Raw genomic sequence first — 23,510 nt, 5'->3', positions numbered from 1 at the left:
GGCAATAACAGCAACACCGCTCCCCCCTGTAGGAGCTGCCGAAGGCTGCGATCTTTTGATCTTGTTTTCAAAAGGCAACATCAAAAGATCGCAGCCTTCGGCAGCTCCTACAGGGGCTCGTTTCAAGCAAGCCCCACAAGAGGGTTTGTGTTTTTTTCAGGGAGATGACGATGCAAGCCATCAACAACCTCAACCTCGATTCACTGCTCGATACCCTCGTCAGCCTCAGCGCCGCGTTCATCCTCGGTGGCCTGATCGGTTTCGAGCGCCAGTACCGGCAACGCACCGCTGGCCTGCGCACCAACGTGCTGGTCGCCGTCGGCGCAGCGATTTTCGTCGACATGGCCAACCGTCTCGCCGGCGCTGAAGGCGCGGTGCGTGTGGTCGCTTACGTGGTCTCCGGCATCGGCTTTCTCGGCGCCGGGGTGATCATGCGCGAAGAGGGCAACGTGCGCGGCCTCAACACCGCCGCGACGCTGTGGACGTCTGCGGCAGTGGGCGCCTGCGCCGGCGCCGACCTGCTCGCCGAAGCCGTGCTCGGCACGCTGTTTATCCTGGCCGCGAATACCTTGCTGCGGCCGATCGTCAACAACATCAACCGCCAACCGCTGGACGTGGTGTCGGCGGAAGTCACCAACATCGTCTACGTTATCGCCCGGCGTTCGCAGCAAACGGCGGTGTTCGCGTTGCTCGAAGCTGAACTGGAACGCAGTAATTACCCGGCCAGTGATGTCGACGTGCATGCCTTCGGTGCGGACGAAATCGAGATCGAAGCGACATTGGCGACAACGTCGGTGGACGGCGATGAGCTGGATGCACTGGTCGCGCGGATCTCGACGTCAGCGTTGGTGGTGCAGGCTTTCTGGAGTCCGAGTACCACCGAATAGCGGCACTTTATTGGCACCGGCCTGGCGTGGCCGAGCGCGTGAATCAAGGAATTACCGCCAGTCTTTTTAGGACGCGTCCTACAGAATCTTCCGTTTGGCCTCCGTAGGCTTGCATTCATTTGAAGCCGTTTAACCCGTGAGGTTTACGATGAACAACAAAGCCCTGCGCATTCTGATCGCCGATCCGCAACATTTTCACCGCATGAAAATCGAGCGTGCATTCAATGGCCTCGGCTACTACCGCGTGGCTCCGGTGCAGAGCCTGGTCGACCTGCTGACCCTGGTCGATTACGGCTGCGAACCCTTTGATGTCGTGGTGATCAACGCTGAAATGGCCGCAGGCTCACTGGATCTTCTGGGGTTTTTCCTCGATAACCCGCATGTTCGCCACGCCTTGATCTACAACGAACCTACTGCGCCATCACGGGCGATTCCGGGTTTTGCGCAGGATAATGTGCAGATCAGCCATTGCGTGCTGCCGAATGCGCGAATGATCGAGCAGTTGGCGGCGCTGGCCGATGCGCCAAAACCTGGAGCCTGCGCTGACTTGATGCGTGTTCCAGCGTTGAAACGTCAGGCTTAGACACAAAAATTCAATGGCCGCAACTGTCAAACCTGACAGGTAGATTCGCCGTCGTTCCCGTGCAACAGTCTTTGCGCAGCCACCCTGTCCGCTCAACGCGACAGCGGGGCGCCATCGTCTGGTCTTGCCATCGGGAGTGTTCATGAAGTCAGCGCTGGTCGTCGAAGATCATCCGGTGGTGTTTGCAGCCGTCAGAATCGTGCTGCAAGCCGAAGGCTTCAAAGTTATCCACGAAACCTCCAGTGGTCTTGAGGTTTTGGCGTTGATCCGCCAACACCAGCCGGATCTGCTGATACTCGATCTGAATTTGCCTGGCCTGGATGGTCTCGAAGTGCTGGCGCGGATCAAGGCCAATGATCTGAACTGTCGGGTGCTGATCTTCACCTCGCGTGAAGCGCGTTTTTATCAGGAGCGCTGCTTGCGCGCTGGCGCCATGGCGTTTGTGCCCAAGACCAATCAGCTGGAGCAGTTGCACAAGGCGATTCAGGCGCTGATGTCGGGGTACACCTACTTCACGGCATTGCCTGATCAGGCACATTCATCCAACTCCCTGCAATACACCGAAAAGCAGCTGATCGATCAGCTCTCCGACCGGGAGTTGAGCATCTTCGTGCAACTGGGGCTGGGTAAATCCAACAAGTCCATCGCCGAAGACATGCACCTCAGCCATAAGACCGTCAGCACCTACAAAACCCGATTGATGACCAAACTCGGCGTCGCGTCTGCCGTTCACTTGCGTGACTTCGCCAAGCGCAATCATTTGATCTGAGGGGCCGCACATGAGGCTGGGCCGCTGGCTTCTGATCGCGTTGGCTGTTTGGGAGCTGACGGCGTGGGCTGACGCAGCACCGATGGCACTGGAGATCCTCACGCGAACCCGGCTGGAGAATGTTCACGTTCGGCTCGACGGCACCGACCGACACTGGTTGCGCCAGCACCCGGTGTTGCGCATGGGCATTTCCGGGCCGGATTACCCGCCGTTCGAATTGACCCGCAACCACCATCAACTGGAAGGGCTCAGCGCCGATTACGCCGATCTGCTCGCGCAACTGCTGAATATGCGTGTCGAAGTGCTGCGCTACGCCAACCGCGAAGCGGCCATTACCGCGCTCAAACGGGGCGAGCTGGACGTACTCGGCACCTCGAACAATTTTGAGTTGGCTGACCCTGAACTGGTGCTGTCCCGCGCATACGCCGAAGATCAGCCGATGCTGGTGAGCCGGCTCGGTGATGCGCCACTGGCTGATCTGGCCGGCAAACGCCTGGCCATGGCCGAAGACTATTTACCACTGGCGACCGTGCAGGGCTTTTATCCACAGACGCATATTCAACGTTACCACTCAGCCATGGACGCACTCGGCGCCGTGGCCTTCGGCAGAGACGATGCCTACCTCGGCGACTTCATCAGCGCGAACTACCTGATCAACACCAATTACCGCAACGACGTGCAACTGGCCGGGCCGTCCGGGCTGGATGCCAACCCGTTCGGCTTCGCGCTGCGCCGCACGGATGCGCGATTGAAGCGGATCATCGACAAGGCGCTGGCCACCATTCCTCTGCATCAACGGCAGATTATCGAACAACGCTGGAGCGCCGGGCGCGCGGAAATGGCCGAGCAGTCGCAAGTACGCCTTAGTGCTAAAGAACAGCGCTGGCTCGACCAGCATCCGCGTGTGCGGGTCGGCGTTATCGATGATTTTGCACCGCTGTCGTTTTTTGATGCCGAAGGTCGCCTCAGCGGGCTCGCGGCGCCGTTGTTGAATCTGATCAGTCAGCGCAGCGGCCTGGCGTTCGAGGTGGTGCGCGGTCGCTCGCTGGATCGCCAGATCGAGCAATTGAAGGTTGGCGAGCTCGATGTGCTGCCAGTGGTGACGCCGAGCAGTGAGCGTGAAGCCGAATTGCGCTTTACTCGAGCGTATCTGAGCAACCCGTTCGTGCTGGTCACGGCAGCAGGAGTAGACAGCCCGCGCAGCCTCGATGATCTGGCCGGCAAACGCCTGGCGATTTATCGCGGGCATCCGTTGCGCGGGTATTTGCTCGAACATGCACCGCAAGTGAAATTGGTCGAAGTGCCCAGCCCGGCGGCGGGCATGGACATGATCGGCAAGGGCCAAGCGGACGCGACCCTGAGTTCGCTGCTGGTGGCGCGTTATCTGATCGCCCGTCATTACCGTGAGCGCGTGCGCATTGTCACCACAGTCGGTGATCAACCCGCCAGAATCGCCTTGGCCACGGTGCCGCAGGCGGCTGAGCTTCAGTCGATTCTGAACAAGGCATTGCTGAGCATTGCGCCACAGGAAATCGATGAACTGGTCGGCCGCTGGAGCCATGACATGGTGGTCGATGACAGCTATTGGCTGCGTCATCGCGGGGAAATTCTGCGCGGCTTTATCGGTGCTGCGGTGTTGCTGCTATTGGCGCTGGCGTGGATCGGTTTTCAGCGCCGGCAGATTCGCCAACGGCAGCAATGGTTGCAGCAATTGCAGGAGGCCAAGGACGTGGCCGACGATGCCAATCGCGCGAAAACCACGTTTCTGGCGACCATGAGTCATGAAATCCGCACGCCGATGAACGCCTTGATCGGCATGCTTGAACTGGCCCTGAAACGTGCGGAGGAGGGCGTGACCGATCGCCTGGCGATCCAGGTCGCATCCAGTGCCGGGCAGCAATTGCTGGCGCTGATTGGCGACATTCTTGATATTGCGCGGATTGAATCGGGGCATTTATCGCTGGCGCCCGAACGCGCGAATCTGCGTGAACTGGTCAGTTCGGTGTGCAGGGTTTTCGAAGGTTTGGCGCGACAGAAACGGTTGCTCTGGCACCTTGATCTAGAGGCTGGCAGCGACGTTGATGTGCTGATCGACCCGACGCGGTTCAAGCAGGTGCTATCGAATCTGCTGAGCAATGCGATCAAGTTCACCGAGACCGGCGAAGTGAGTTTGCAACTGCGCGTGAATGCTTTGGAGGCCGGGCAACTGGCGGTCTGCGTGATTATCGAAGACAGCGGCATTGGCATCAGCCCTGAAGACAGGCAGCGTTTGTTCAGTCCGTTTGTGCAGGCCGGCAATGACCCGCATGCGGCGCGCAGTGGTTCGGGGTTGGGCTTGGTCATCAGTCGCAGCCTGTGCGAAATGATGGGCGGCGAGTTGCAACTCGAGAGCAAACCCGGCGTCGGCACGCGAGTCACCGTTCGCCTTGAAGTGGCGTTGCTGGAAGCGCTCGAACAAAACCATGCGCCCACGCCAATCGCCTCCGAACCCGTGCAATCGCTGAGCATTCTGGTGGTGGACGATCACCCGGTGAACCGCTTGTTGCTGTGTTGGCAACTCAGTGAGTTGGGGCACCGGACGGTCGACACTGAAGACGGCGAGCAGGGCTTGAAACTGTGGCGCGAGCAATCTTTTGACGTGCTGATCACCGACTGCAACATGCCCCGGCGCAGCGGTTATGAACTGGCGCGCGCGATTCGTCAGGACGAAGCGCTCGCAGGTGTCGGTCGACGTTTGATTATTGGTTTTACGGCCAATGCGCTGGTCGAGGAAAGAGCCCGTTGCCTCGAAGCGGGCATGGACGATTGCCTGTTCAAGCCAATTCGTTTGCACGATCTGAGTGGGGCGTTGAGCGGCGCGAGCCACATTGAGCGAGGTATCGAGCGATCAGATAATTCGCCGCTGGCTGAGTTCGACCTCAGCGCGCTGGAGCAGCTGGCGGGGAATGACCGCGCCCTCATCGTTCACCTGCGCAAAGAAGTACTGAACAGCCTGCACGCCGATTTGCTGCGCCTCGACGATCTGTTGCAAACCCCTGACCGTGGCGGCCTGCGCGATCTGGCCCATCACATCAAGGGCGGTGCACAAATGGTCGGCGCCGCGCGCGTGGTGTCGGCGTGTACCGACCTCGAACACGCCTGCCGCGATGCCGAAAGCGCAACGTTAGGCGTTAGCGCCGGTGCATTGCGCGAGGCCATGCAAGGTCTCGCGCAACGGCTTCAGGCCTGAGCGATCAGTCCCAGATGGGCGCGATGCCTTTCGGGCTGGTCAGACGGTGGCCGCGATCCAGCGTGGCGATTTGCGCCATGTCGGCATCGCTCAGCTTGAGGGCGGTGGCGCCGAGGTTACTTTGCAGGTTGGCGCGCTTGGTCGACGACGGAATCACTGCGTAACCCGATTGCATGGCCCATGCCAGCGTGACTTGCGCCGGGGTGGCTTGCAGGCGTGCAGCGATCTGCTCGATCACCGGATCCTTCAAGACTTCACCGTAAGCGAGGGTCATGTACGAGGTGATGTGAATGCCCTGGCTTTTGGCGAACTCAGCCACCGCGCGGTTTTGCAGGTACGGGTGCAATTCGATCTGGTTGGTGGCGATGTTGTCGGGGCCGACGGCTTTGATGGCTTGCTTCATCAGGTCGATGGTGAAGTTGGACACGCCGATCTGCCGAGTCAGGCCCAGACGTTTGGCTTCCAGCAGAGCGCCCATGAATTCTTCGACGGGCACTTGGTCTTCCGGCGATGGCCAGTGAATCAGCGTCAGGTCGAGGTAGTCGGTCTGCAGTTTTTGCAGGCTCTCTTTGAGGCTGTCGATCAGGCGATCTTTGGCGAAGTTGGCGATCCATATTTTGCTGGTGATGAACAGGTCTTCGCGGGGGATGCCGCTGGCGGCGATGGCCTGGCCGACGTCGGCTTCGTTTTCATAGATCTGCGCGGTGTCGATGACGCGGTAGCCGAGTTCGAGGGCGGTGCTCACCGAGTCAATGACCACCTGGCCTTGCAGGCGAAAGGTACCGAGGCCGAAAGCGGGAACAGACATGAAAGACTCCAAGGGATTGCAGTGGGAATGCGGTCGAGTATCCGCGTGTGCATCCTTGAGAAAAACCGCTGCTGGGGCAAAGCAGTGTTGAGCAGAAGTCATGAATCACATTTGAGTTTTGTCTTGTCTGGACTGGCCTCTTCGCGAGCAAGCTCTGCTCCTACAAGGGCGCGGTCTGTAGGAGCAAAGCTTGCTCGCGAAGGGCGCGCCGCCGATTCAAGCAATGTCGCTACGCGCAAATTCCTCGCCGAGAAAATCAATCAACGTGCGCACCGACGGCAACAACCCCCGCCGCGACGGAAAGATCGCATGCACCACCCCACACTTCGGTGCCCACCCCGGAATCAACTCCACCACACGCCCGGCGGCTATGTCCTCACGCACCACCACACTCGGCAAATGCGCCACGCCGACCCCGGCGATCACTGCCTGACGTAATGCAATCAAATCATCAGTAACCATGCGCGGCGTGTGCCGGATCAGCGCCGTGTTGTCATTCGGCCCGAGCAGTTCCCACTGATACTCACGCTGCGCCGCACCCCAATGCAGGCTCGGCAAACCGTTGAGGTCAGCGGGCGAGGGCGGTGATGACAGGCGTTCGACAAACTGCGGGCTACCGACCACCGACTGCATGCTGTTGCCGAGCACCTTCATGACCATGTCGGTGTTTTCCAGCGGCGGAAAGCGCACGCGCAAAGCGATATCGAAACCTTCGTGAATCAGGTCGACGCGACGATTGGTGCTCTCGATGAACAACTCAACCAGCGGATACTTGAGCATGTAGCGCGTGAGCATCGGCCCGACCCACGAGTTGAGCAGCGCCGTCGGGCAACTCAGGCGCACCAGACCCTGCGGCTCGGAGCGGTTGCGTTCGATCAGTTCGGCGGCGCTTTCGGCTTCGATGCGCATGGCCAGACAACGCTGGTAATAGGCCTGGCCGATTTCAGTCAGCGAACAATGGCGGCTGGTACGGTGCAGCAGGCGTACGCCGAGGCGTTCTTCCAGCTCGGCAATGCGCCGGCTGAGCTTCGATTTGGGTATGTCCAGCGCACGGCCGGCGGCGGCGAATCCGTGGTGTTCGACCACTTGGGTGAAGTAGTAAAGGGTGTTGAGGTCTTCCACCATCGTTCTCCAGATAGAACGCTAAGGCTGATTTTTGCAGTCTAGTGCATTAATGGTCATGGATTTAAGCTTAATCCATCGCATCACTCACCCCAATTGGAGACAACCATGAAAAACATCATCGGTATCTACACCAGCCCACGCGGCCATTGGGTCGGCGATGGTTTCCCGGTTCGCACGCTGTTTTCCTACGACAACCTGGGCAAACACATCAGCCCGTTCCTGCTGCTCGATCACGCCGGCCCTGCCGATTTCACGCCGACGACCGAACGTCGTGGCGTTGGTCAGCATCCGCACCGTGGTTTCGAAACTGTGACTATCGTTTATGACGGTGAAGTGCAGCACCGCGATTCGACCGGCAGTGGCGGCGTCATCGGCCCGGGCGATGTGCAATGGATGACGGCGGCGTCCGGGATCCTCCACGAGGAGTTTCACTCGGATGACTTCGCCAAAACCGGCGGCAAACTGGAAATGGTGCAGCTGTGGGTCAACCTGCCGGCCAAGGACAAAATGGCCGCGCCGGGCTACCAGACCATTCTCGACAGCGACATCCCGAGCATCGCGCTCAAGGACAACGCCGGCAGCCTGCGCCTGATCGCCGGTGAGTTCGATGGCCACACCGGCCCGTCGCGCACGTTCACGCCGATCGACGTGTGGGATCTGCGTCTGAACGCCGGCAAGTTGCTGACGCTGGATTTGCACGAAGGCCGCAACACCGCGCTGGTGGTATTGAAAGGCTCGGTGCAGGTCAACGCTGTGGAATCGGTGCGCGAAGGGCAGTTGGCGCTGTTCGAACGTGATGGCAAGCAACTGACCCTTGAAGCCAGCCAGGACGCGGTGGTGTTGCTGCTCAGCGGCGAACCGATCGACGAACCGATCGTCGGCCACGGCCCGTTCGTGATGAACACCGAGCAGGAAATCCACCAGGCCTTCGCCGACTTCCAGTCCGGCCGCTTCGGTCAGATGCACGCTTAACGCACAACCACTCCGCTCTACACAGGACGCGTAGGCCGGTTCGAAGGCCAGGGATGGCTGTTGCCTAAAGAAAAGAGGACACGCACATGAAAACTGTCAATGCCGCGAACTTCGACGGCCAGAAACCAACCATCGATGCCAGCGATGCTGCCATGCTGCTGATCGATCACCAGAGCGGTCTGTTTCAGATCGTCAAGGACATGGACGTGCCGCAACTGCGCGCCAACGCCGTAGCGCTGGCGAAAGCGGCGACCCTGCTGAAGATGCCGGTGATCACCACCGCTTCCGTGCCGCAAGGGCCGAACGGGCCGTTGATTCCGGAAATTCACGAAGCCGCGCCGCATGCGCAATACGTGGCACGCAAGGGCGAGATCAACGCTTGGGATAACCCGGAATTTCACGCGGCAGTCAAAGCCACCGGCAAGAAAACGTTGGTGATCGCCGGCACCTTGACCAGCGTCTGCCTGGCGTTCCCGTCCATCGCTGCCGTGCACGAAGGCTACAAGGTCTTTGCCGTGGTCGACGCGTCCGGCAATCACTCCAAACTGGCCACTGATCTGACAGTTGCCCGTTTGGCCCAGGCCGGGGTGGTGCCGATCGACATCATGGCTACGCTTTCCGAGCTGCAAGGCTCGTGGAACCGTCCCGATGCCGAGCAGTGGGCGGCCGTCTACGCCCAGGCCATGCCGCATTATCAATTGCTGATCGAGAGCTACCTCAAGGCTCAGCAAGTCGCGAACGAACACGAAGTGCTGGATTCCCAACGCTGATCGAGTCTCCTGAGGCCGGCCCCCGTCGGCCTCTACACCCCGCGAGGATTACTGCAATGACCACTCAATACAAACGTCTGGACAAGAACAACGCTGCGGTGCTGTTGGTCGATCACCAGGCCGGGCTGCTGTCGCTGGTGCGCGATATCGATCCGGACAAATTCAAGAACAACGTGCTGGCGCTGGCCGATCTGGCCAAGTACTTCAAACTGCCGACAATCCTCACCACCAGTTTCGAAACCGGCCCCAACGGCCCGCTGGTGCCTGAGTTGAAAGCGCTGTTTCCGGATGCGCCGTACATTGCCCGTCCAGGCCAGATCAACGCTTGGGATAACGAAGATTTCGTCAAGGCGATCAAGGCGACGGGCAAGAAGCAACTGATCATTGCTGGCGTGGTGACCGAGGTCTGCGTGGCGTTCCCGGCGCTGTCGGCGATAGAGGAAGGTTTTGATGTGTTTGTGGTCACCGATGCCTCGGGCACGTTCAACGAATTGACCCGCGAATCGGCGTGGAATCGTATGTCCACGGCGGGTGCGCAGTTGATGACCTGGTTCGGTCTGGCCTGTGAGCTGCACCGCGACTGGCGCAACGACGTTGAAGGGCTGGGCACCCTGTTCTCCAACCACATCCCGGATTACCGCAACCTGTTCACCAGCTATAACAGCCTGTCTAACGACAAATAACCCACGCCACCCGCAAACCCCCGTAGGAGCTGCCGCAGGCTGCGATCTTTTGACTTTGTTTTTGAAGATCAAAAGATCGCAGCCTGCGGCAGCTCCTACAGGGTTTTGTGGGTTTTTTGCGGGTGTGTTCATGCTGTGAAATCAATTACTCCTACACTCTCCCCAATCTGTGCGATCTTCTCGCGATTGGCCCCCGTCGGAGTTGTTTGATGCTGTCTCTGCTGACCGAACACCCGTTGTTTTGCGCGTTGGTCCTGATCCTCCTTGATCTCGGTCTGTGGCGCCTGATCAGTTCCCGTGGCAGCGAGTGGAAATTGCTGGTGCGCGTGCTGATTTTTACCCTGTTCAGCATCTTGCTGTTCAACGAAGGCCTCAACCCGATGGAGCCCGCGCCGTGGGCCGACAACGTGCCGCTGCACCTGGCGGCGACCGGGTTGCAGATTGGCTGGTGGCTGTTTGGCGCGCGCACCCTGACAGTGTTGATCGGTGCGGTGATGATGCAACGGGTGGGGCACACCGGGCGGCTGTTGCAGGATCTGCTCGGCGCGGTGATTTTCCTTATCGCGATTATTGCGGCGCTGGCCTACGTGCTCGATCTGCCGGTCAAAGGCGTGCTGGCAACCTCCGGCGCCTTGGCGATCATCGTCGGTCTGGCCTTGCAGAGCACGCTCAGCGATGTGTTTTCCGGGATCGTCCTCAACACCACCAAGCCTTATCAACTGGATGACTGGATTTCCATCGACGGCACCGAAGGTCGGGTCACCGATATTGATTGGCGTGCCACGCGCCTGCAAACCAGTCAGGGCAGCATGGCGGTGATTCCCAACTCGCTGGCAGCCAAGGCGAAGATCATCAACTTCAGTCGACCGAGCAACATGTTCGGCGTCGCGGTCAGCGTGCAGGTCAGCCCGCATGCGCGGCCCAGTTCAGTGATCGAATCGCTGGAGCGGGCGATGCAGGGCTGTCGGCAATTGCTCGACAACCCGGCGCCGAGTGTCGCGCTGAAAAGCTCCGGCAGCAGCGGCGCGGAATACGAGATCAGCGGTTTCGTCGCGTCGATGGGCGAGAAACGCGTGGTGCGCAATCAGCTGTTTGATCTGGCGTACCGGCACTTGCAGGCGTCCGGGGTCAATCTGCTGTCGAGCGATGAAAGCAGCGCGCCGAGCAACCTGTCGCGGCCACGGGCATTGCTCGACAGTTCGCCGATTTTCTCGACGCTGCGTCAAGAAGAGAAAGAAACCTTCAGCCAGAACATGACCCTGCAAAATTTCCGCACTGGCGAGACGATCCTGGAGGCGGGGGAGGTCAGCGATCACTTGTTCATCATCGAGTCGGGCGTGGTCACAGTGACGCTGACCCGCCACGGCACGCCGTTCGAGTCAGGGCGCATGGGCCCGGGCGAAGTGATCGGCGAGGCGGGCATCCTTTCCGATTCTTCTGTGCCGGCCAAGTTTGCCGCGAAAACCTTCTGCGCCCTGTACCGCATCGAGAAGACTTACCTGAAACCGTGTCTCGACGCTCGCCACGATATCAGCGATGCGATGAAAACCTTGCTCGATTACCGCCTGCACAAGGCGCAATCGCTGACCGAGGAAGCGCCGGTGGTGGTGGCGAAAAAAGGCTTTCTGCAATGGCTGCGCAATCGCGCCTGAATGTTTTATGCGTAGGCGGCGAGTTTCTGTTCCAGGTGCGCGCGCACTTGCGGCCATTCGTCGTCGATGATGCTGAAACGCACCGAGTTGCGCTTGCGTCCGTCCGGCATGATCCGTTCATGACGGACGATACCTTCCTGCTGCGCGCCAAGGCGCAGAATCGCGTTACGTGACTTCTGGTTGTTCTCGTCGGTGGTGAACTGCACACGCACGCAATCGAGCACTTCGAAGGCGTGGCGCAGCATCAGGTATTTGGCTTCGGTGTTGACGAAGGATTTCTGCCAGCTCGCCGAGATCCAGCTGCTGCCGATTTCCAGCTTGCGATTGATCGGATCGATCTTCCAGAAGCGTGTTGAGCCGATCACCTCGCCGGTCTCCTTCAAGACGATGACAAACGGCATCACCGTGCCGGCCTCGCGGCCGTCGAGGGCCTTTTTCAGATAGCTGTCGACGGTGCTGGCTGATGGCACGACGGTCACGGTGAGGTTCCACAATTCGCCGTCGGCAGCCGCATGGAGCAGGGCGGCGGCGTCGGAATACTCAAGCGGGCGCAGAAGGATGCGCTGACCTTGCAGCGTGGTTGGCATGGGATTCAGGTCTCGGCAGAGCGGGCGAAGGGCGAGCGCCTATTACGCCGCAGCGAGCGGATCCGATGCAACCGCTGCGATGTTCACGCGGTCACAATTTTCACAGCCCACGGGCAGGAGCCTCAGCCGATGAAAAACCTGCGGATCGCCACCTACAACGTCAACGGTTTACGCGCGCGTTTGCCGAATCTGCTGGACTGGCTCAAGCGCGAGCAGCCCGACATCGCCTGCTTGCAAGAACTCAAATCGGTCGATTCGGCATTCCCCGCCGCCGAGCTGGAAGCCGCCGGTTACGGAGCGATCTGGCAAGGGCAGGCGGCGTGGAATGGTGTGGCGATTCTTGCCCGAGATGCGCAACCGCTGGAGAGCCGTCGCGGTTTACCGGGCGATCCCGACGACAAGCACAGTCGCTACCTGGAAGCGGCGGTGCACGGCGTGCTGGTCGGTTGCCTGTACCTGCCTAACGGCAATCCGCAACCGGGGCCGAAATTCGATTACAAACTGGCGTGGTTCGAACGGCTGATCCGCCACGCGAAAGACCTGCAAAGCAGCGATCACCCGGTGGTGCTGGCCGGTGATTACAACGTCGTGCCCACCGACATGGACATCTACAACACCCGCTCATGGCTCAAGGACGCTTTGCTGCAACCCGAAAGCCGCGAGTGTTATCAGCGCCTGCTCGATCAAGGCTGGACGGATTCGCTGCGACATCTGTATCCCGAGGATCGCCTCTACACTTTCTGGGATTACTTCCGCCAACACTGGCAAACCAACTCCGGTTTGCGCATCGATCATCTGCTGCTTAATCCGGCATTGAGTCCGTATCTGCACGAGGCCGGCGTAGACGCGTGGGTGCGCAATGAACCGCACGCCAGTGACCATGCGCCAACGTGGATTCGCATCGGCTCACGTAAAAAGCGCTAGCAGGCGATTGGCGAAATCAATTGTCGAAATCAGTGGCTGATCCCGTATACATGGCGACCATCAATGCAGTGAACTGCGGCCCCATGCAAAAGGATTGAGCAATGAGCGAGCCACGCCTGACGAACCTGAAGCTGTACCTGCAACGCCTGGGTTTTGATGCACCGCCAGCGCCGACGCTGGAAAATTTGCGGCTGCTGCAATGGCGCCACACCGGGGTCTTTCCTTTCGAGAATCTGGCGACGATTACTGGCGCACCGGTGCTGATCGATTTGCCGTCCATTGAAGAAAAAATCCTGCTCGGCGGTCGCGGTGGCTACTGCTATGAGCTGAATAATCTGTTCTTCACCCTGCTGCTCGAGCTGGGCTTCGACGCTCGCGCCATCAGCGGCCGTGTGGTGATGAATCAGCCGGAAGGCAGCTGGACGGCGCGCACGCACCGCTTGAGTCTGGTCACCCTCGACGGCGTGCGCTACATCACCGACGTCGGTTTCGGCGGCATGGTGCCGACGGCGCCGCTGCTTCTCGATACCGAGGCAGAACAAATCACCCCGCACGAACCCTATCGCATCGACAAACAAGCCGATGGCTACATGCTGCAAGCCAACGTCGCCGGCGAGTGGCGGCCGATGTACCTGTTCGACCTGCAGCGCCAGGAAGACATCGATTTCACCATCGGCAACTGGTACGTCTCGGCCCATCCCGACTCACCGTTTACTCAGCGCCTGATGGCGGCGCGTACCGGTGATGGCTGGCGCAAAACATTGAACAACGGCAGTTTCGCCCTTCATCGCATGGGCGCGAGCAGCGAGCGGCGCGAAATCACCGAGGTGGCGGCATTGATCGAACTGCTGGAGCAGGAATTCGGCATTCACCTGCCGGACGTGCCGCATACACGGCATTCCCTCGAACGAATGATCGTACCGGCCAAAGCCTAAGGCTTGGCATCCGGTTCCAGCACCCGGCGAATTTCCCCGGCCGCTGCCGACAATTTTTTCTCAAGACTCTTGAGATCGGCGGCGGTAATGCCTTTGCTGAATTGCAGCGGATCGTCCTGGTCGTGCTTTTCGGCATCGAGCAAAGCATGGCGCAGCGTGTTGTTAATCACCGTCTGATAACCAAACCCCTCGTTCTCCGCCACCGTGCGCGCGGCGTCGATAACAGCATCGTCGAGCATGATGGTGATCCGGGTTTTGCCCTTGGTCGACGCCACAGCGCCGCGTTTGCCTTGGGAGAAGTCATATTCGTCTTTCATTGGTTAAATCTCTTTAACAAAATACTCAAAATCATTATGCATATTTAATATGCATAAAAAAGACCGCGACCGCACCGTCGGTCGCCATGAACACTTCAGCGTAGTGGGCGTTGGCGCAGATGCAGGCAGGGATGCGTTGCCGGATTTGTGGGTGTTGCGAGGCGCGGACTAGAAGCTTGGATGGCTACCTATCCATTTTGTGACTGACAAGTTGTATACAACTCTATGGACATTTGTCCTGAGTATTGAATACAGTGTGCGCATAACAAAAACCAGGGAACCCCCCACCATGAAAACGCCCCATGTTTCACACCAACGGCCCGAGGACGAAAATCTCGGGGTCGGCGCGAATATGGCTTACGGCCTGCAACATGTTCTGACCATGTACGGCGGTATCGTTGCGGTGCCACTGATCATCGGCCAGGCGGCCGGCCTGTCGCCGGCAGACATTGGTTTGTTGATTGCTGCTTCATTGTTTGCGGGGGGGCTGGCGACGCTGCTGCAAACCCTGGGTCTACCGTTTTTTGGCTGTCAGTTGCCGCTGGTACAGGGCGTGTCGTTCTCCGGCGTGGCGACCATGGTCGCGATCGTCAGCAGTGGCGGGGAGGGCGGCTTCCAGTCGGTGCTTGGCGCCGTCATTGCGGCATCGCTGATCGGCTTGCTGATCACACCGGTGTTCTCGCGCATCACCAAGTTCTTCCCGCCATTGGTCACCGGTATCGTGATCACCACCATCGGCTTGACGCTGATGCCCGTGGCCGCACGCTGGGCGATGGGCGGCAACAGCCACGCGCCGGACTTCGGCAGCATGCAAAATATCGGTCTGGCAGCAGTGACGCTGGTGCTCGTGTTGCTGCTGAGCAAGGTGGGCAGCTCAACCATCTCGCGTCTGTCGATCCTGTTGGCCATGGTGATCGGTACGATACTGGCGGTGTTCCTCGGTATGGCGGATTTCTCCAATGTCACCACCGGGCCGATGTTCGGCTTCCCGACGCCGTTCCACTTTGGCATGCCGACCTTCCATTTCGCGGCGATTCTGTCGATGTGCATCGTGGTCATGGTGACGCTGGTGGAAACCTCGGCGGACATTCTGGCGGTCGGTGAAATCATCGGCACCAAGGTCGACTCCAAGCGTCTGGGCAACGGTCTGCGTGCGGACATGCTGTCGAGTATGTTTGCGCCGATCTTCGGTTCGTTCACCCAGAGCGCTTTCGCCCAGAACGTTGGTCTGGTGGCGGTGACCGGGATCAAGAGCCGTTATGTGGTGGCCACCGGCGGCGTATTCCTGGTGATCCTTGGCCTGCTGCCGTTCATGGGTCGGGTTATCGCAGCGGTACCGACTTCGGTACTCGGCGGCGCCGGTATCGTGCTGTTCGGCACTGTGGCAGCGAGTGGTATTCGTACGCTGTCGAAGGTTGATTATCGCAACAACGTCAACCTGATCATCGTCGCCACCTCGATCGGTTTCGGCATGATCCCGATTGCCGCGCCGAACTTCTACGATCACTTCCCAAGCTGGTTTGCGACCATTTTCCACTCGGGCATCAGCTCGTCGGCGATCATGGCGATCCTGCTGAACCTGGCGTTCAACCATTTCACCACCGGCAACTCCGATCAACAGTCGGTGTTTGCGGCGGCGGAAGAGCGGACTCTGCGTTATCGCGATCTGGATGCGCTGCGCGAAGGCGATTACTTCAGCGACGGCAAACTGCATGACTGCGACGGCAATGAAGTGCCGGTGATCGAGCCGGATGATCACGACCACGGCCATGGCGCGCCGAAAGTGCAGGTGAAAAGCAGCGAGCATGTCTGACCGCTGTAGCTGAATGGAAAAGGGCCGATCTGTTAATCAGATCGGCCCTTTTTGTTTGAAGATCAAAAGATCGCAGCCTTCGGCAGCTCCTACAGAGATCGGTGTTCCGCGATCTTTTGATCTTTTCGAGCGCCCACAAAAAAGCCCCTGAATCTTTCGATTCAGGGGCTTTGCTATTTGGCTCCACAACCTGGACTCGAACCAGGGACCCAATGATTAACAGTCATTTGCTCTACCAACTGAGCTATTGCGGAATTGGTGCGTATGTTACTGATTCAAAAAGAGAAGTCAAGCATCGATTGTGAAATTGAACGATTTGCCGGGATGAATGGTGGTTTGTCAGCGATTGGCGGTTACCAGATTCTCGCCAGAGGTCTACCATGGCCGCCCGGAAGTGGTAACACGCGCTACCGGCCATCCGCCGAAAAGGTACGCGCCATGCATCACATGATCTGTCAGTCCCGCAACAGCGAGGTGTTCGCATGAGCATCGCGCAAATCAGCCTGCCGAAAGGCGTCGGCCCTCACGCCGAAAAACTCCTCGATGCGATCACTCAGGCCGGCACCGCTGAAGAACTGAATCGCGCTGGCGGCAAGGCCGAAGGTTTTGTCCTCGGTCTGGAAAGCGCCAAGGCGATCAAGAGCCAGATCGCCGAATCGCTGTACGTCGCGTATGACGATGCCGCCAGTCAGCGCGCCACCGAATTGGCTTAACTGCCGAAGGTAATGGTGCCGAGCATCAGTTTGGCGTAAGCCGCCGTGGCTGCAAGTTGCACCAGCCACAGCACCAGACCGCCAAGAAACACCCCGGTCGCCACTTGCAGCACCAGGCTTTTTTCGCGTTTGGCCGAGGCGCGGGGGATGAAATCATCCAGATCGTCACGGTCGGCGCGCAGGTTGTCGTTTTTCATTTGGTTTCTCGCAGAATTCGGAGGTTGACTCATAACCTGTAGGAGCAGAGCTTGCTCGCGAAGGCGTCTGGTCAGTCGCCATCATCACTGGCTGAACCACCGCTATCGCGAGCAAGCTTTGCTCCTACAATTTGGATTTGTGTGCAGTTTAGAGGGAATGTTGCATTCCTTCGGACAAATAAAAAACGGGAAGCCCCAAGGCTTCCCGTTTTTCATCACGCAGCGTTATCAGATGACCTGAACGATCGCGTCCGTTACAGCCTTGATGTTGCTCTGATTCAGCGCAGCCACGCAGATGCGACCGGTATCCAGTGCGTAAATGCCGAACTCGTTTCGCAGGCGATGCACTTGTTCAGTGGTCAGGCCCGAGTAAGAGAACATGCCGCGCTGACGACCCACAAAGCTGAAGTCGCGGCCCGGGGCTTTCTCGGCCAGCAGGGCAACCATCTGCTCACGCATGCCGCGAATGCGCAGACGCATTTCAGCCAGTTCCGCTTCCCACTGCGCACGCAGTTCCGGGCTGTTCAGCACGGCAGCGACGATGCTTGCGCCGTGAGTCGGCGGGTTGGAGTAGTTGGTGCGGATCACGCGTTTGACTTGCGAGAGCACGCGCGCGCTTTCTTCTTTCGATTCGCTGATGATCGACAGGGCGCCAACGCGCTCGCCGTACAGCGAGAACGACTTGGAGAACGAGCTCGAGACGAAGAAAGTCAAGCCGGATTCAGCGAACAGGCGCACAGCGGCGGCGTCTTCGTCGATACCGTCGCCAAAACCCTGGTACGCCATGTCGAGGAACGGCACGTGACCTTTGGCTTTAACCACTTCCAGCACGTTGTTCCAGTCCGCCGGGGTCAGGTCGACGCCGGTCGGGTTGTGGCAGCAAGCGTGAAGGATAACGATCGAGCCGTTCGGCAGGGCGTTGAGGTCTTCGAGCATGCCAGCACGGTTAACGTCGTGGGTGGCAGCGTCGTAGTAACGATAGTTCTGTACCGGGAAACCGGCGGTTTCGAACAGTGCGCGGTGGTTTTCCCAGCTCGGGTCGCTGATCGCCACGACGGCGTTCGGCAGCAGTTGCTTGAGGAAGTCAGCACCGATTTTCAGGGCGCCAGTACCGCCGACGGCCTGAGTGGTGATGACGCGACCGGCGCTGATCAGCGGCGAGTAATTGCCGAACAGCAGTTTCTGCACGGCCTGGTCGTAGGCAGCGATGCCATCGATCGGCAGGTAACCCCGCGAAGCGTGTTGAGCGACGCGAATCGTCTCGGCTTCAATAACGGCGCGCAGAAGTGGAATTCGCCCCTCTTCGTTGCAGTAAACGCCAACGCCCAGGTTGACCTTGGTGGTCCGGGTATCGGCGTTGAATGCTTCGTTGAGGCCCAGGATTGGATCGCGGGGTGCCATTTCGACAGCGGAGAACAGGCTCATTATTACGGCGGCTCTGAATGGATAGTGGAGGGACGTGTGGCGCTCCAGCCGAATGCACTAGAGCGGTGCACAAACGGGGAGCTAGTATAGAGGCCATCTGCGAGCAATGGCGACAGGCGATTCGGCTTTTCAGGTAAGTTTTTGCGATTATTTCTTGACCGTTAGTCGATTGGCCGTGTCAGAGACTTTACCGGATGTAGGACGTTTGCCTTGAAAGCAGAGGCAATCGCCACCACATTGAGCACAATCCAGGTTTTTTCTTGCGCGACACCGGTCGTTTGCGGTTGTCCCCGTGGTGCTCCGCTTTGCGCGGAACGCCGCGATCCCAGAGGTGTATATGTCCGAATTCCAGCTCGTCACTCGCTTTGAGCCCGCCGGCGATCAGCCGGAAGCCATCCGCCAATTGGTCGAGGGTATCGAAGCCGGGCTGGCGCACCAGACGCTGCTCGGTGTGACCGGTTCGGGCAAGACCTTCAGCATCGCCAATGTCATCTCGCAGATTCAGCGCCCGACGCTGGTGCTGGCGCCGAACAAAACCCTCGCCGCGCAGTTGTACGGCGAATTCAAGGCGTTCTTCCCGAACAACGCCGTTGAATACTTCGTTTCCTACTACGACTACTACCAGCCCGAAGCCTATGTGCCGTCGTCCGACACCTTCATCGAGAAGGATGCGTCGATCAACGACCACATCGAGCAGATGCGCCTGTCCGCGACCAAAGCGTTGCTGGAGCGAAAAGACGCGATCATCGTCACCACGGTGTCGTGCATCTACGGTCTCGGTAGCCCGGAAACCTATTTGAAAATGGTCTTGCACGTCGATCGCGGTGACAAACTCGATCAACGCGCATTGCTGCGCCGTTTGGCCGACCTGCAATACACCCGCAACGACATGGATTTCGCCCGCGCGACCTTCCGTGTGCGCGGCGACGTGATCGACATCTACCCGGCGGAATCCGATCTGGAAGCGATCCGCATCGAGTTGTTTGATGACGAAGTCGAAAGCATTTCCGCGTTCGATCCGCTGACCGGCGAAGTCATCCGCAAGATGCCGCGCTTCACGTTCTACCCGAAGAGCCACTATGTGACGCCACGGGAAACCCTGCTCGACGCCATCGAACACATCAAAGTCGAATTGCAGGAGCGCCTTGAATACCTGCGCAGCAACAACAAATTGGTCGAGGCCCAGCGCCTTGAGCAGCGCACCCGTTTCGACCTGGAGATGATCCTCGAACTGGGTTACTGCAACGGCATCGAAAACTACTCGCGCTACTTGTCCGGGCGTCCGGCCGGTGCCGCGCCGCCAACCCTTTACGATTATCTGCCGGCGGATGCCTTGCTGGTGATCGACGAATCCCACGTCAGCGTGCCGCAGGTTGGCGCGATGTATAAGGGCGACCGTTCGCGTAAGGAAACCCTAGTCGAATATGGTTTCCGCCTACCGTCCGCACTGGATAACCGGCCGATGCGTTTCGATGAGTGGGAAGGGGTGAGCCCGCAGACCATTTTCGTTTCGGCGACGCCGGGCAACTACGAAGCCGAGCACGCCGGGCGCGTGGTCGAGCAACTGGTGCGTCCGACCGGGCTGGTCGATCCGCAGATTGAAGTGCGCCCGGCGCTGACGCAGGTCGACGATCTGCTGTCGGAAATCTCCAAGCGCGTAGCGATCGAAGAGCGCGTGCTGGTCACTACGCTGACCAAACGCATGGCCGAAGACCTCACCGATTACCTCGCCGATCACGGCGTGCGTGTGCGCTATTTGCACTCGGATATCGACACCGTTGAGCGCGTCGAAATCATCCGCGATCTGCGCCTTGGTACGTTCGATGTGCTGGTCGGCATCAACCTTCTGCGTGAAGGTCTGGACATGCCGGAAGTGTCGCTGGTAGCGATTCTCGATGCGGACAAGGAAGGTTTCCTGCGTTCCGAGCGCTCGCTGATCCAGACCATTGGCCGCGCGGCGCGTAACCTCAATGGCCGGGCGATTCTTTACGCAGATCGCATGACCGGTTCGATGGAGCGGGCGATTGGCGAGACCGAACGACGTCGCGACAAGCAAATCGCCTTCAACCTGGAAAACGGCATCACCCCGAAAGGCGTGTTCAAGGACGTCGCCGACATCATGGAAGGCGCCACCGTGCCGGGCTCGCGCAGCAAGAAGCGCAAAGGCATGGCCAAGGCTGCCGAAGAGAACGCCAAGTACGAAGCCGAATTGCGTTCGCCGAGCGAGATCACCAAGCGTATTCGCGCGCTGGAAGAGAAGATGTATCAACTGGCGCGGGATCTGGAGTTTGAAGCGGCGGCGCAGATGCGTGATGAGATTGCCAAACTGCGTGAACGCCTTTTGGCTGTTTGATCAATACGCCCTGACTTCAAACCTGTAGGAGCTGCCGAAGGCTGCGATCTTTTGATCTTGTTTTTACAATCAAAGTCAAAAGATCGCAGCCTTCGGCAGCTCCTACAGGATTGAGTCGGATCAGTGAGATTCCCCGGCCTTTAGCCCCGCCGGGAGCTTTTTGGTCAGTAGAATCGCCAACATACTGATCCCCAGCGCAATCCCGACAAAGTGAAACGCATCGTTGTAAGCCATGATCGCCGCCTGCTGATGGACGATCTCACTCAACTTGCCCAGCGCCGCCGTGTCACTGCCAAACCGATCCGTCATCGACGCCAACCGCTCGGCCACCTGCGGATTGGTCGGCACTACCGCCTCGCGCAAATAATCGAAGTAGGTCTTGGTGCGCGCGTCCAGCAGCGTCGCCAGCAAGGCAATGCCGATCGCACCGCCAAGATTCCGCAGAATGTTGAACAGGCTCGATGCCGACCCCGCGTCCTGCGGCAGGATGTACGCCGTGGCAATCAGCGAAATCGTCACCATAATCAACGGCTGCCCCAGCGCCCGGACAATCTGAATCTGATTGAACTGCGGCCCGGCAAAATCCGGGTTAAGTACCCCCGATGAAAAACTCGCCAGACCAAACAGTCCAAACCCCAGCGTGCACAGCCATTTCGGCGAAATGATCTTCATCAGTTTCGGCACCAGCGGAATCAGAAACAGCTGCGGCACGCCCATCCACATGATTACTTCGCCGATCTGCAGGGAGTTGTAGTTCTGGATCTGCGCCAGGTACAGCGGCAACAGATAAATCGAGCCGTACAACCCGACACCCATGCCCAGGCTGGAAATACTCGATAAACCGAAATTGCGATTACGCAGAATGCCAAGGTTGATCAGCGGATTGGGTTTGGAAATCTGCACGATGACAAAGGTGATCAAACTCACCAACGCAATGCTGCCCAGCGTCACGATCAAGCTCGATTCCAGCCAGTCCTTGCGATGGCCTTCCTCGAGAAAAACCTGCAAGCAACCGAGGCCGATGCCCAGCGTGAGGATGCCGGTGTAATCGGTGCTTTTGAGCAATTCCCAGTGCGCTTCTTTCTTTTCCAGCCCATACATCAATCCGGCGATCATGATCAGGCCGGGCGGGATGTTGATATAGAAGATGTATTCCCAGCCCCAATTTTCCGTGAGCCAGCCGCCCAGCGTCGGGCCGATTGACGGCGCAAACGTCGCGGTCATGGCAAACATCGCCATGCCTTTGGCGCGGTGGTGTTCGGGGAGTTTGATCAAGGTCAGGGTGAACGCCAGCGGGATCAGCGCGCCGCCGGTGAAGCCTTGCATGGCGCGAAAGACGATCATGCTCTCCAGGCTCCAGGCCATCGAGCACAGCAGCGAAGACACCAGAAAACCCAGTGACACCCAAACCGCCAGTCGTCGCGCCGACAGCAACTGCACCAGCCACGCGGTCAGCGGAATCATGATGATTTCCGCGACCAGATAGGAGGTGGAAATCCACGAACCTTCTTCCAGCGTCGCCGACAGCGCGCCCTGAATATCTTTCAGCGAAGAGTTGGTGATCTGGATATCGAGCACGGCCATAAAGGCGCCGAGCATCACGCTCATCACCGCAATCCAATCGCGCCGGGTCGGTTCGCCGACCGGGCGGATCAGCGAATCACCGGCCATCTTCAGGGGCGTCTTTGATGTTTACGGTCGCGGTGACCGACATGCCCGGACGGATTTTGCCGTGCAGCGGGTTATCGGCTTTGAAGGTCAGTTTCACCGGAATCCGTTGCACGACTTTGGTGAAGTTGCCGGTGGCGTTGTCCGGTGGCAACAGGCTGAACTGCGCGCCAGATGCGGCGAACAGGCTCTCGACCCGCGCTTCGATCGGCGTGTCGCCATAGGCATCGAAGGTCAGCTCGGCTTTTTGTCCCGGCTGCATGTGGCCGATCTGGGTTTCCTTGAAGTTGGCCTGCACCCAGATGTCTTCGTCCGGAACGATCGACAACAGATAGGCGCCGGCCTGCACCACTTGGCCGTTGCGCGCAGCGCGTTGGCCAACGAGGCCGCTGATCGGCGCGTGGATTTCGCTACGAGTCAGGTTGAGTTCGGCTTGCGCAATATCGGCGTGGGCGTTGGCGATCTGTGCGTCGAGGCGTTTGATTTCAGCGTTCAGGGCGTTGACCTGCTGACGCTGACCTTGCGCGTCAGCCTGTGCTTTAGCCACTTGCGAACGAGCAATGTGGGCGTCGGCGGAGAGGGTGGTCACGCGTTCTTCGGAAACGTAACCGGGTTTGCGCAGGGTTTCAGCGCGCGACAAATCCATCTGCGAACGGCCAAGCGTCGCTTGGGTGGTCGCCACTTGCGCATCGCTGGCGGCGATCAGGCTCGATTGTTGGGTCAGTTTGCTTTGCGCTTGCAGGCGTTCGGCTTCGCGGGTGGCGAGGGCGGCGTTGGCGCGGTCTACCGCGAGGCGGAAATCATTCGGTTCGAGGCGTACCAGCAACTGGCCTTTTTCCACGTGCTGATTGTCCTGCACCAGCACTTCATCGATGCGCGCGCCCAATTGGCTCGAGACACGAGTGATCTCACCCTGGACATAGGCGTTGTCGGTGCTTTCATAAAAGCGTCCTTTGAGAAACCAGTGGGCGAAGAAACCCCCGGCAATCAGCAGGACGAGCAGCAGGAAAATAAACAGGCGACGCTTGAGTTGGGCAGGCATGAGGCAAACTGTAGTCGAGGAATTGTAAGGAAAGTTATCAGCAGGCAAATTTGGCATA

The 23,510-nt window shown here is 59.1% G+C and carries 22 protein-coding genes and 1 tRNA gene; 14 read left to right on the top strand and 9 right to left on the bottom strand.

Translation table 11 applies throughout. The features are described 5' to 3' along the window. Nucleotides 1-170: 170 nt before the first annotated feature. From QMX93_RS14575 to QMX93_RS14560, 4 genes are all read left to right on the top strand, one after another. Nucleotides 171-887, top strand: a complete 717-nt coding sequence (locus QMX93_RS14575; protein ID WP_007913384.1) for an MgtC/SapB family protein — start codon at nt 171-173, stop codon at nt 885-887. A 148-nt stretch (nt 888-1,035) separates the two neighbouring features. After that, on the top strand, nt 1,036-1,470 hold the full coding sequence (locus QMX93_RS14570; protein WP_282356676.1) for a chemotaxis protein CheY: 435 nt from the start codon (nt 1,036-1,038) through the stop codon (nt 1,468-1,470). 142 nt (nt 1,471-1,612) lie between these two features. Continuing rightward, nucleotides 1,613-2,239 (top strand): response regulator transcription factor, encoded by a 627-nt coding sequence (locus QMX93_RS14565; protein WP_282356674.1) that lies wholly within the window; start codon nt 1,613-1,615, stop codon nt 2,237-2,239. Nucleotides 2,240-2,249: 10 nt separating this feature from the next. Continuing rightward, the gene (locus tag QMX93_RS14560; RefSeq protein WP_282356673.1) at nt 2,250-5,468 is read left to right on the top strand and encodes a transporter substrate-binding domain-containing protein; all 3,219 of its coding nucleotides are present in this window, start codon (nt 2,250-2,252) and stop codon (nt 5,466-5,468) included. A 4-nt stretch (nt 5,469-5,472) separates the two neighbouring features. On the opposite strand, the gene dkgB is transcribed toward QMX93_RS14560, so the two are convergent. Both dkgB and QMX93_RS14550 read right to left on the bottom strand, forming a co-directional pair. Then, nucleotides 5,473-6,276, bottom strand: a complete 804-nt coding sequence (dkgB, locus tag QMX93_RS14555; RefSeq protein WP_282356671.1) for a 2,5-didehydrogluconate reductase DkgB — start codon at nt 6,274-6,276, stop codon at nt 5,473-5,475. A gap of 216 nt (nt 6,277-6,492) precedes the next feature. Then, nucleotides 6,493-7,401: a LysR substrate-binding domain-containing protein gene (locus tag QMX93_RS14550; protein WP_282356670.1), complete on the bottom strand. Its 909-nt coding sequence runs from the start codon at nt 7,399-7,401 to the stop codon at nt 6,493-6,495. A gap of 105 nt (nt 7,402-7,506) precedes the next feature. Here QMX93_RS14550 and QMX93_RS14545 point away from each other — a divergent pair, with 105 nt between their 5' ends. The 4 genes from QMX93_RS14545 (at nt 7,507) to QMX93_RS14530 (ending at nt 11,478) form a co-directional block, all read left to right on the top strand. Beyond that, the gene (locus QMX93_RS14545) at nt 7,507-8,373 is read left to right on the top strand and encodes a pirin family protein (protein WP_282356669.1); all 867 of its coding nucleotides are present in this window, start codon (nt 7,507-7,509) and stop codon (nt 8,371-8,373) included. 86 nt (nt 8,374-8,459) lie between these two features. Further along, nucleotides 8,460-9,143: an isochorismatase family protein gene (locus QMX93_RS14540; protein WP_282356668.1), complete on the top strand. Its 684-nt coding sequence runs from the start codon at nt 8,460-8,462 to the stop codon at nt 9,141-9,143. 56 nt (nt 9,144-9,199) lie between these two features. Further along, entirely contained in the window at nt 9,200-9,826 is a 627-nt protein-coding gene (ycaC, locus tag QMX93_RS14535; protein ID WP_053118885.1) for an isochorismate family cysteine hydrolase YcaC, read from the top strand. A 209-nt stretch (nt 9,827-10,035) separates the two neighbouring features. After that, nucleotides 10,036-11,478 carry a mechanosensitive ion channel family protein gene (locus tag QMX93_RS14530; protein ID WP_282356667.1) on the top strand — a complete coding sequence of 481 codons (1,443 nt, stop codon included), beginning with the start codon at nt 10,036-10,038 and terminating at the stop codon, nt 11,476-11,478. 5 nt (nt 11,479-11,483) lie between these two features. Here QMX93_RS14530 and QMX93_RS14525 read toward each other — a convergent pair whose 3' ends face one another. Continuing rightward, complete coding sequence (locus QMX93_RS14525) at nt 11,484-12,065, bottom strand: GNAT family protein (RefSeq protein WP_282356666.1); 582 nt, start codon at nt 12,063-12,065, stop codon at nt 11,484-11,486. Nucleotides 12,066-12,194: 129 nt separating this feature from the next. Between QMX93_RS14525 and QMX93_RS14520 the strand changes: the two genes are divergently transcribed. Next, nucleotides 12,195-12,989, top strand: coding sequence for an exodeoxyribonuclease III (locus tag QMX93_RS14520; RefSeq protein WP_282356664.1), 795 nt, complete (start codon nt 12,195-12,197; stop codon nt 12,987-12,989). A 101-nt stretch (nt 12,990-13,090) separates the two neighbouring features. Continuing rightward, the gene (locus QMX93_RS14515; RefSeq protein ID WP_282356662.1) at nt 13,091-13,924 is read left to right on the top strand and encodes an arylamine N-acetyltransferase; all 834 of its coding nucleotides are present in this window, start codon (nt 13,091-13,093) and stop codon (nt 13,922-13,924) included. Here QMX93_RS14515 and QMX93_RS14510 read toward each other — a convergent pair. Beyond that, nucleotides 13,921-14,241 (bottom strand): BrnA antitoxin family protein, encoded by a 321-nt coding sequence (locus tag QMX93_RS14510; RefSeq protein WP_212550448.1) that lies wholly within the window; start codon nt 14,239-14,241, stop codon nt 13,921-13,923. The genes QMX93_RS14515 and QMX93_RS14510 overlap by 4 nt on opposite strands. A 289-nt stretch (nt 14,242-14,530) precedes the next feature. Here QMX93_RS14510 and QMX93_RS14505 point away from each other — a divergent pair, with 289 nt between their 5' ends. Then, nucleotides 14,531-16,054: a nucleobase:cation symporter-2 family protein gene (locus QMX93_RS14505; RefSeq protein WP_158834750.1), complete on the top strand. Its 1,524-nt coding sequence runs from the start codon at nt 14,531-14,533 to the stop codon at nt 16,052-16,054. A gap of 178 nt (nt 16,055-16,232) precedes the next feature. Here the strand turns inward: QMX93_RS14505 and QMX93_RS14500 are convergent. Further along, nucleotides 16,233-16,308 (bottom strand) — tRNA-Asn (locus tag QMX93_RS14500). 10 nt (nt 16,309-16,318) lie between these two features. Here QMX93_RS14500 and QMX93_RS14495 point away from each other — a divergent pair. Continuing rightward, nucleotides 16,319-16,540: a hypothetical protein gene (locus QMX93_RS14495; protein WP_172680095.1), complete on the top strand. Its 222-nt coding sequence runs from the start codon at nt 16,319-16,321 to the stop codon at nt 16,538-16,540. Then, nucleotides 16,537-16,767: a hypothetical protein gene (locus QMX93_RS14490; RefSeq protein WP_028624759.1), complete on the top strand. Its 231-nt coding sequence runs from the start codon at nt 16,537-16,539 to the stop codon at nt 16,765-16,767. The genes QMX93_RS14495 and QMX93_RS14490 overlap by 4 nt, the downstream gene beginning before the upstream one ends. Here QMX93_RS14490 and QMX93_RS14485 read toward each other — a convergent pair. Together QMX93_RS14485 and QMX93_RS14480 are read right to left on the bottom strand one after the other, a co-directional pair. Further along, nucleotides 16,764-16,964: a hypothetical protein gene (locus tag QMX93_RS14485; protein ID WP_159812934.1), complete on the bottom strand. Its 201-nt coding sequence runs from the start codon at nt 16,962-16,964 to the stop codon at nt 16,764-16,766. The two genes, QMX93_RS14490 and QMX93_RS14485, sit on opposite strands and share 4 nt — an antisense overlap. A 228-nt stretch (nt 16,965-17,192) precedes the next feature. Continuing rightward, nucleotides 17,193-18,389 carry an amino acid aminotransferase gene (locus QMX93_RS14480; protein WP_282356657.1) on the bottom strand — a complete coding sequence of 399 codons (1,197 nt, stop codon included), beginning with the start codon at nt 18,387-18,389 and terminating at the stop codon, nt 17,193-17,195. Between the two features lie 337 nt (nt 18,390-18,726). Here QMX93_RS14480 and uvrB point away from each other — a divergent pair, with 337 nt between their 5' ends. Then, nucleotides 18,727-20,742 (top strand): excinuclease ABC subunit UvrB, encoded by a 2,016-nt coding sequence (uvrB, locus tag QMX93_RS14475; RefSeq protein ID WP_008083013.1) that lies wholly within the window; start codon nt 18,727-18,729, stop codon nt 20,740-20,742. 120 nt (nt 20,743-20,862) lie between these two features. Here uvrB and QMX93_RS14470 read toward each other — a convergent pair whose 3' ends face one another. After that, nucleotides 20,863-22,353, bottom strand: a complete 1,491-nt coding sequence (locus QMX93_RS14470; RefSeq protein WP_282356678.1) for an MDR family MFS transporter — start codon at nt 22,351-22,353, stop codon at nt 20,863-20,865. A gap of 49 nt (nt 22,354-22,402) precedes the next feature. Next, complete coding sequence (locus QMX93_RS14465; protein WP_282356654.1) at nt 22,403-23,452, bottom strand: HlyD family secretion protein; 1,050 nt, start codon at nt 23,450-23,452, stop codon at nt 22,403-22,405. Between the last annotated feature and the right edge of the window lie 58 nt (nt 23,453-23,510).

The sequence above is a fragment of the Pseudomonas sp. PS01303 genome, assembly GCF_029959385.1.
GTDB classification, from domain to species: Bacteria; Pseudomonadota; Gammaproteobacteria; order Pseudomonadales; family Pseudomonadaceae; genus Aquipseudomonas; species Aquipseudomonas rustica.
This window is presented reverse-complemented; position numbering and strand designations above follow the sequence as displayed.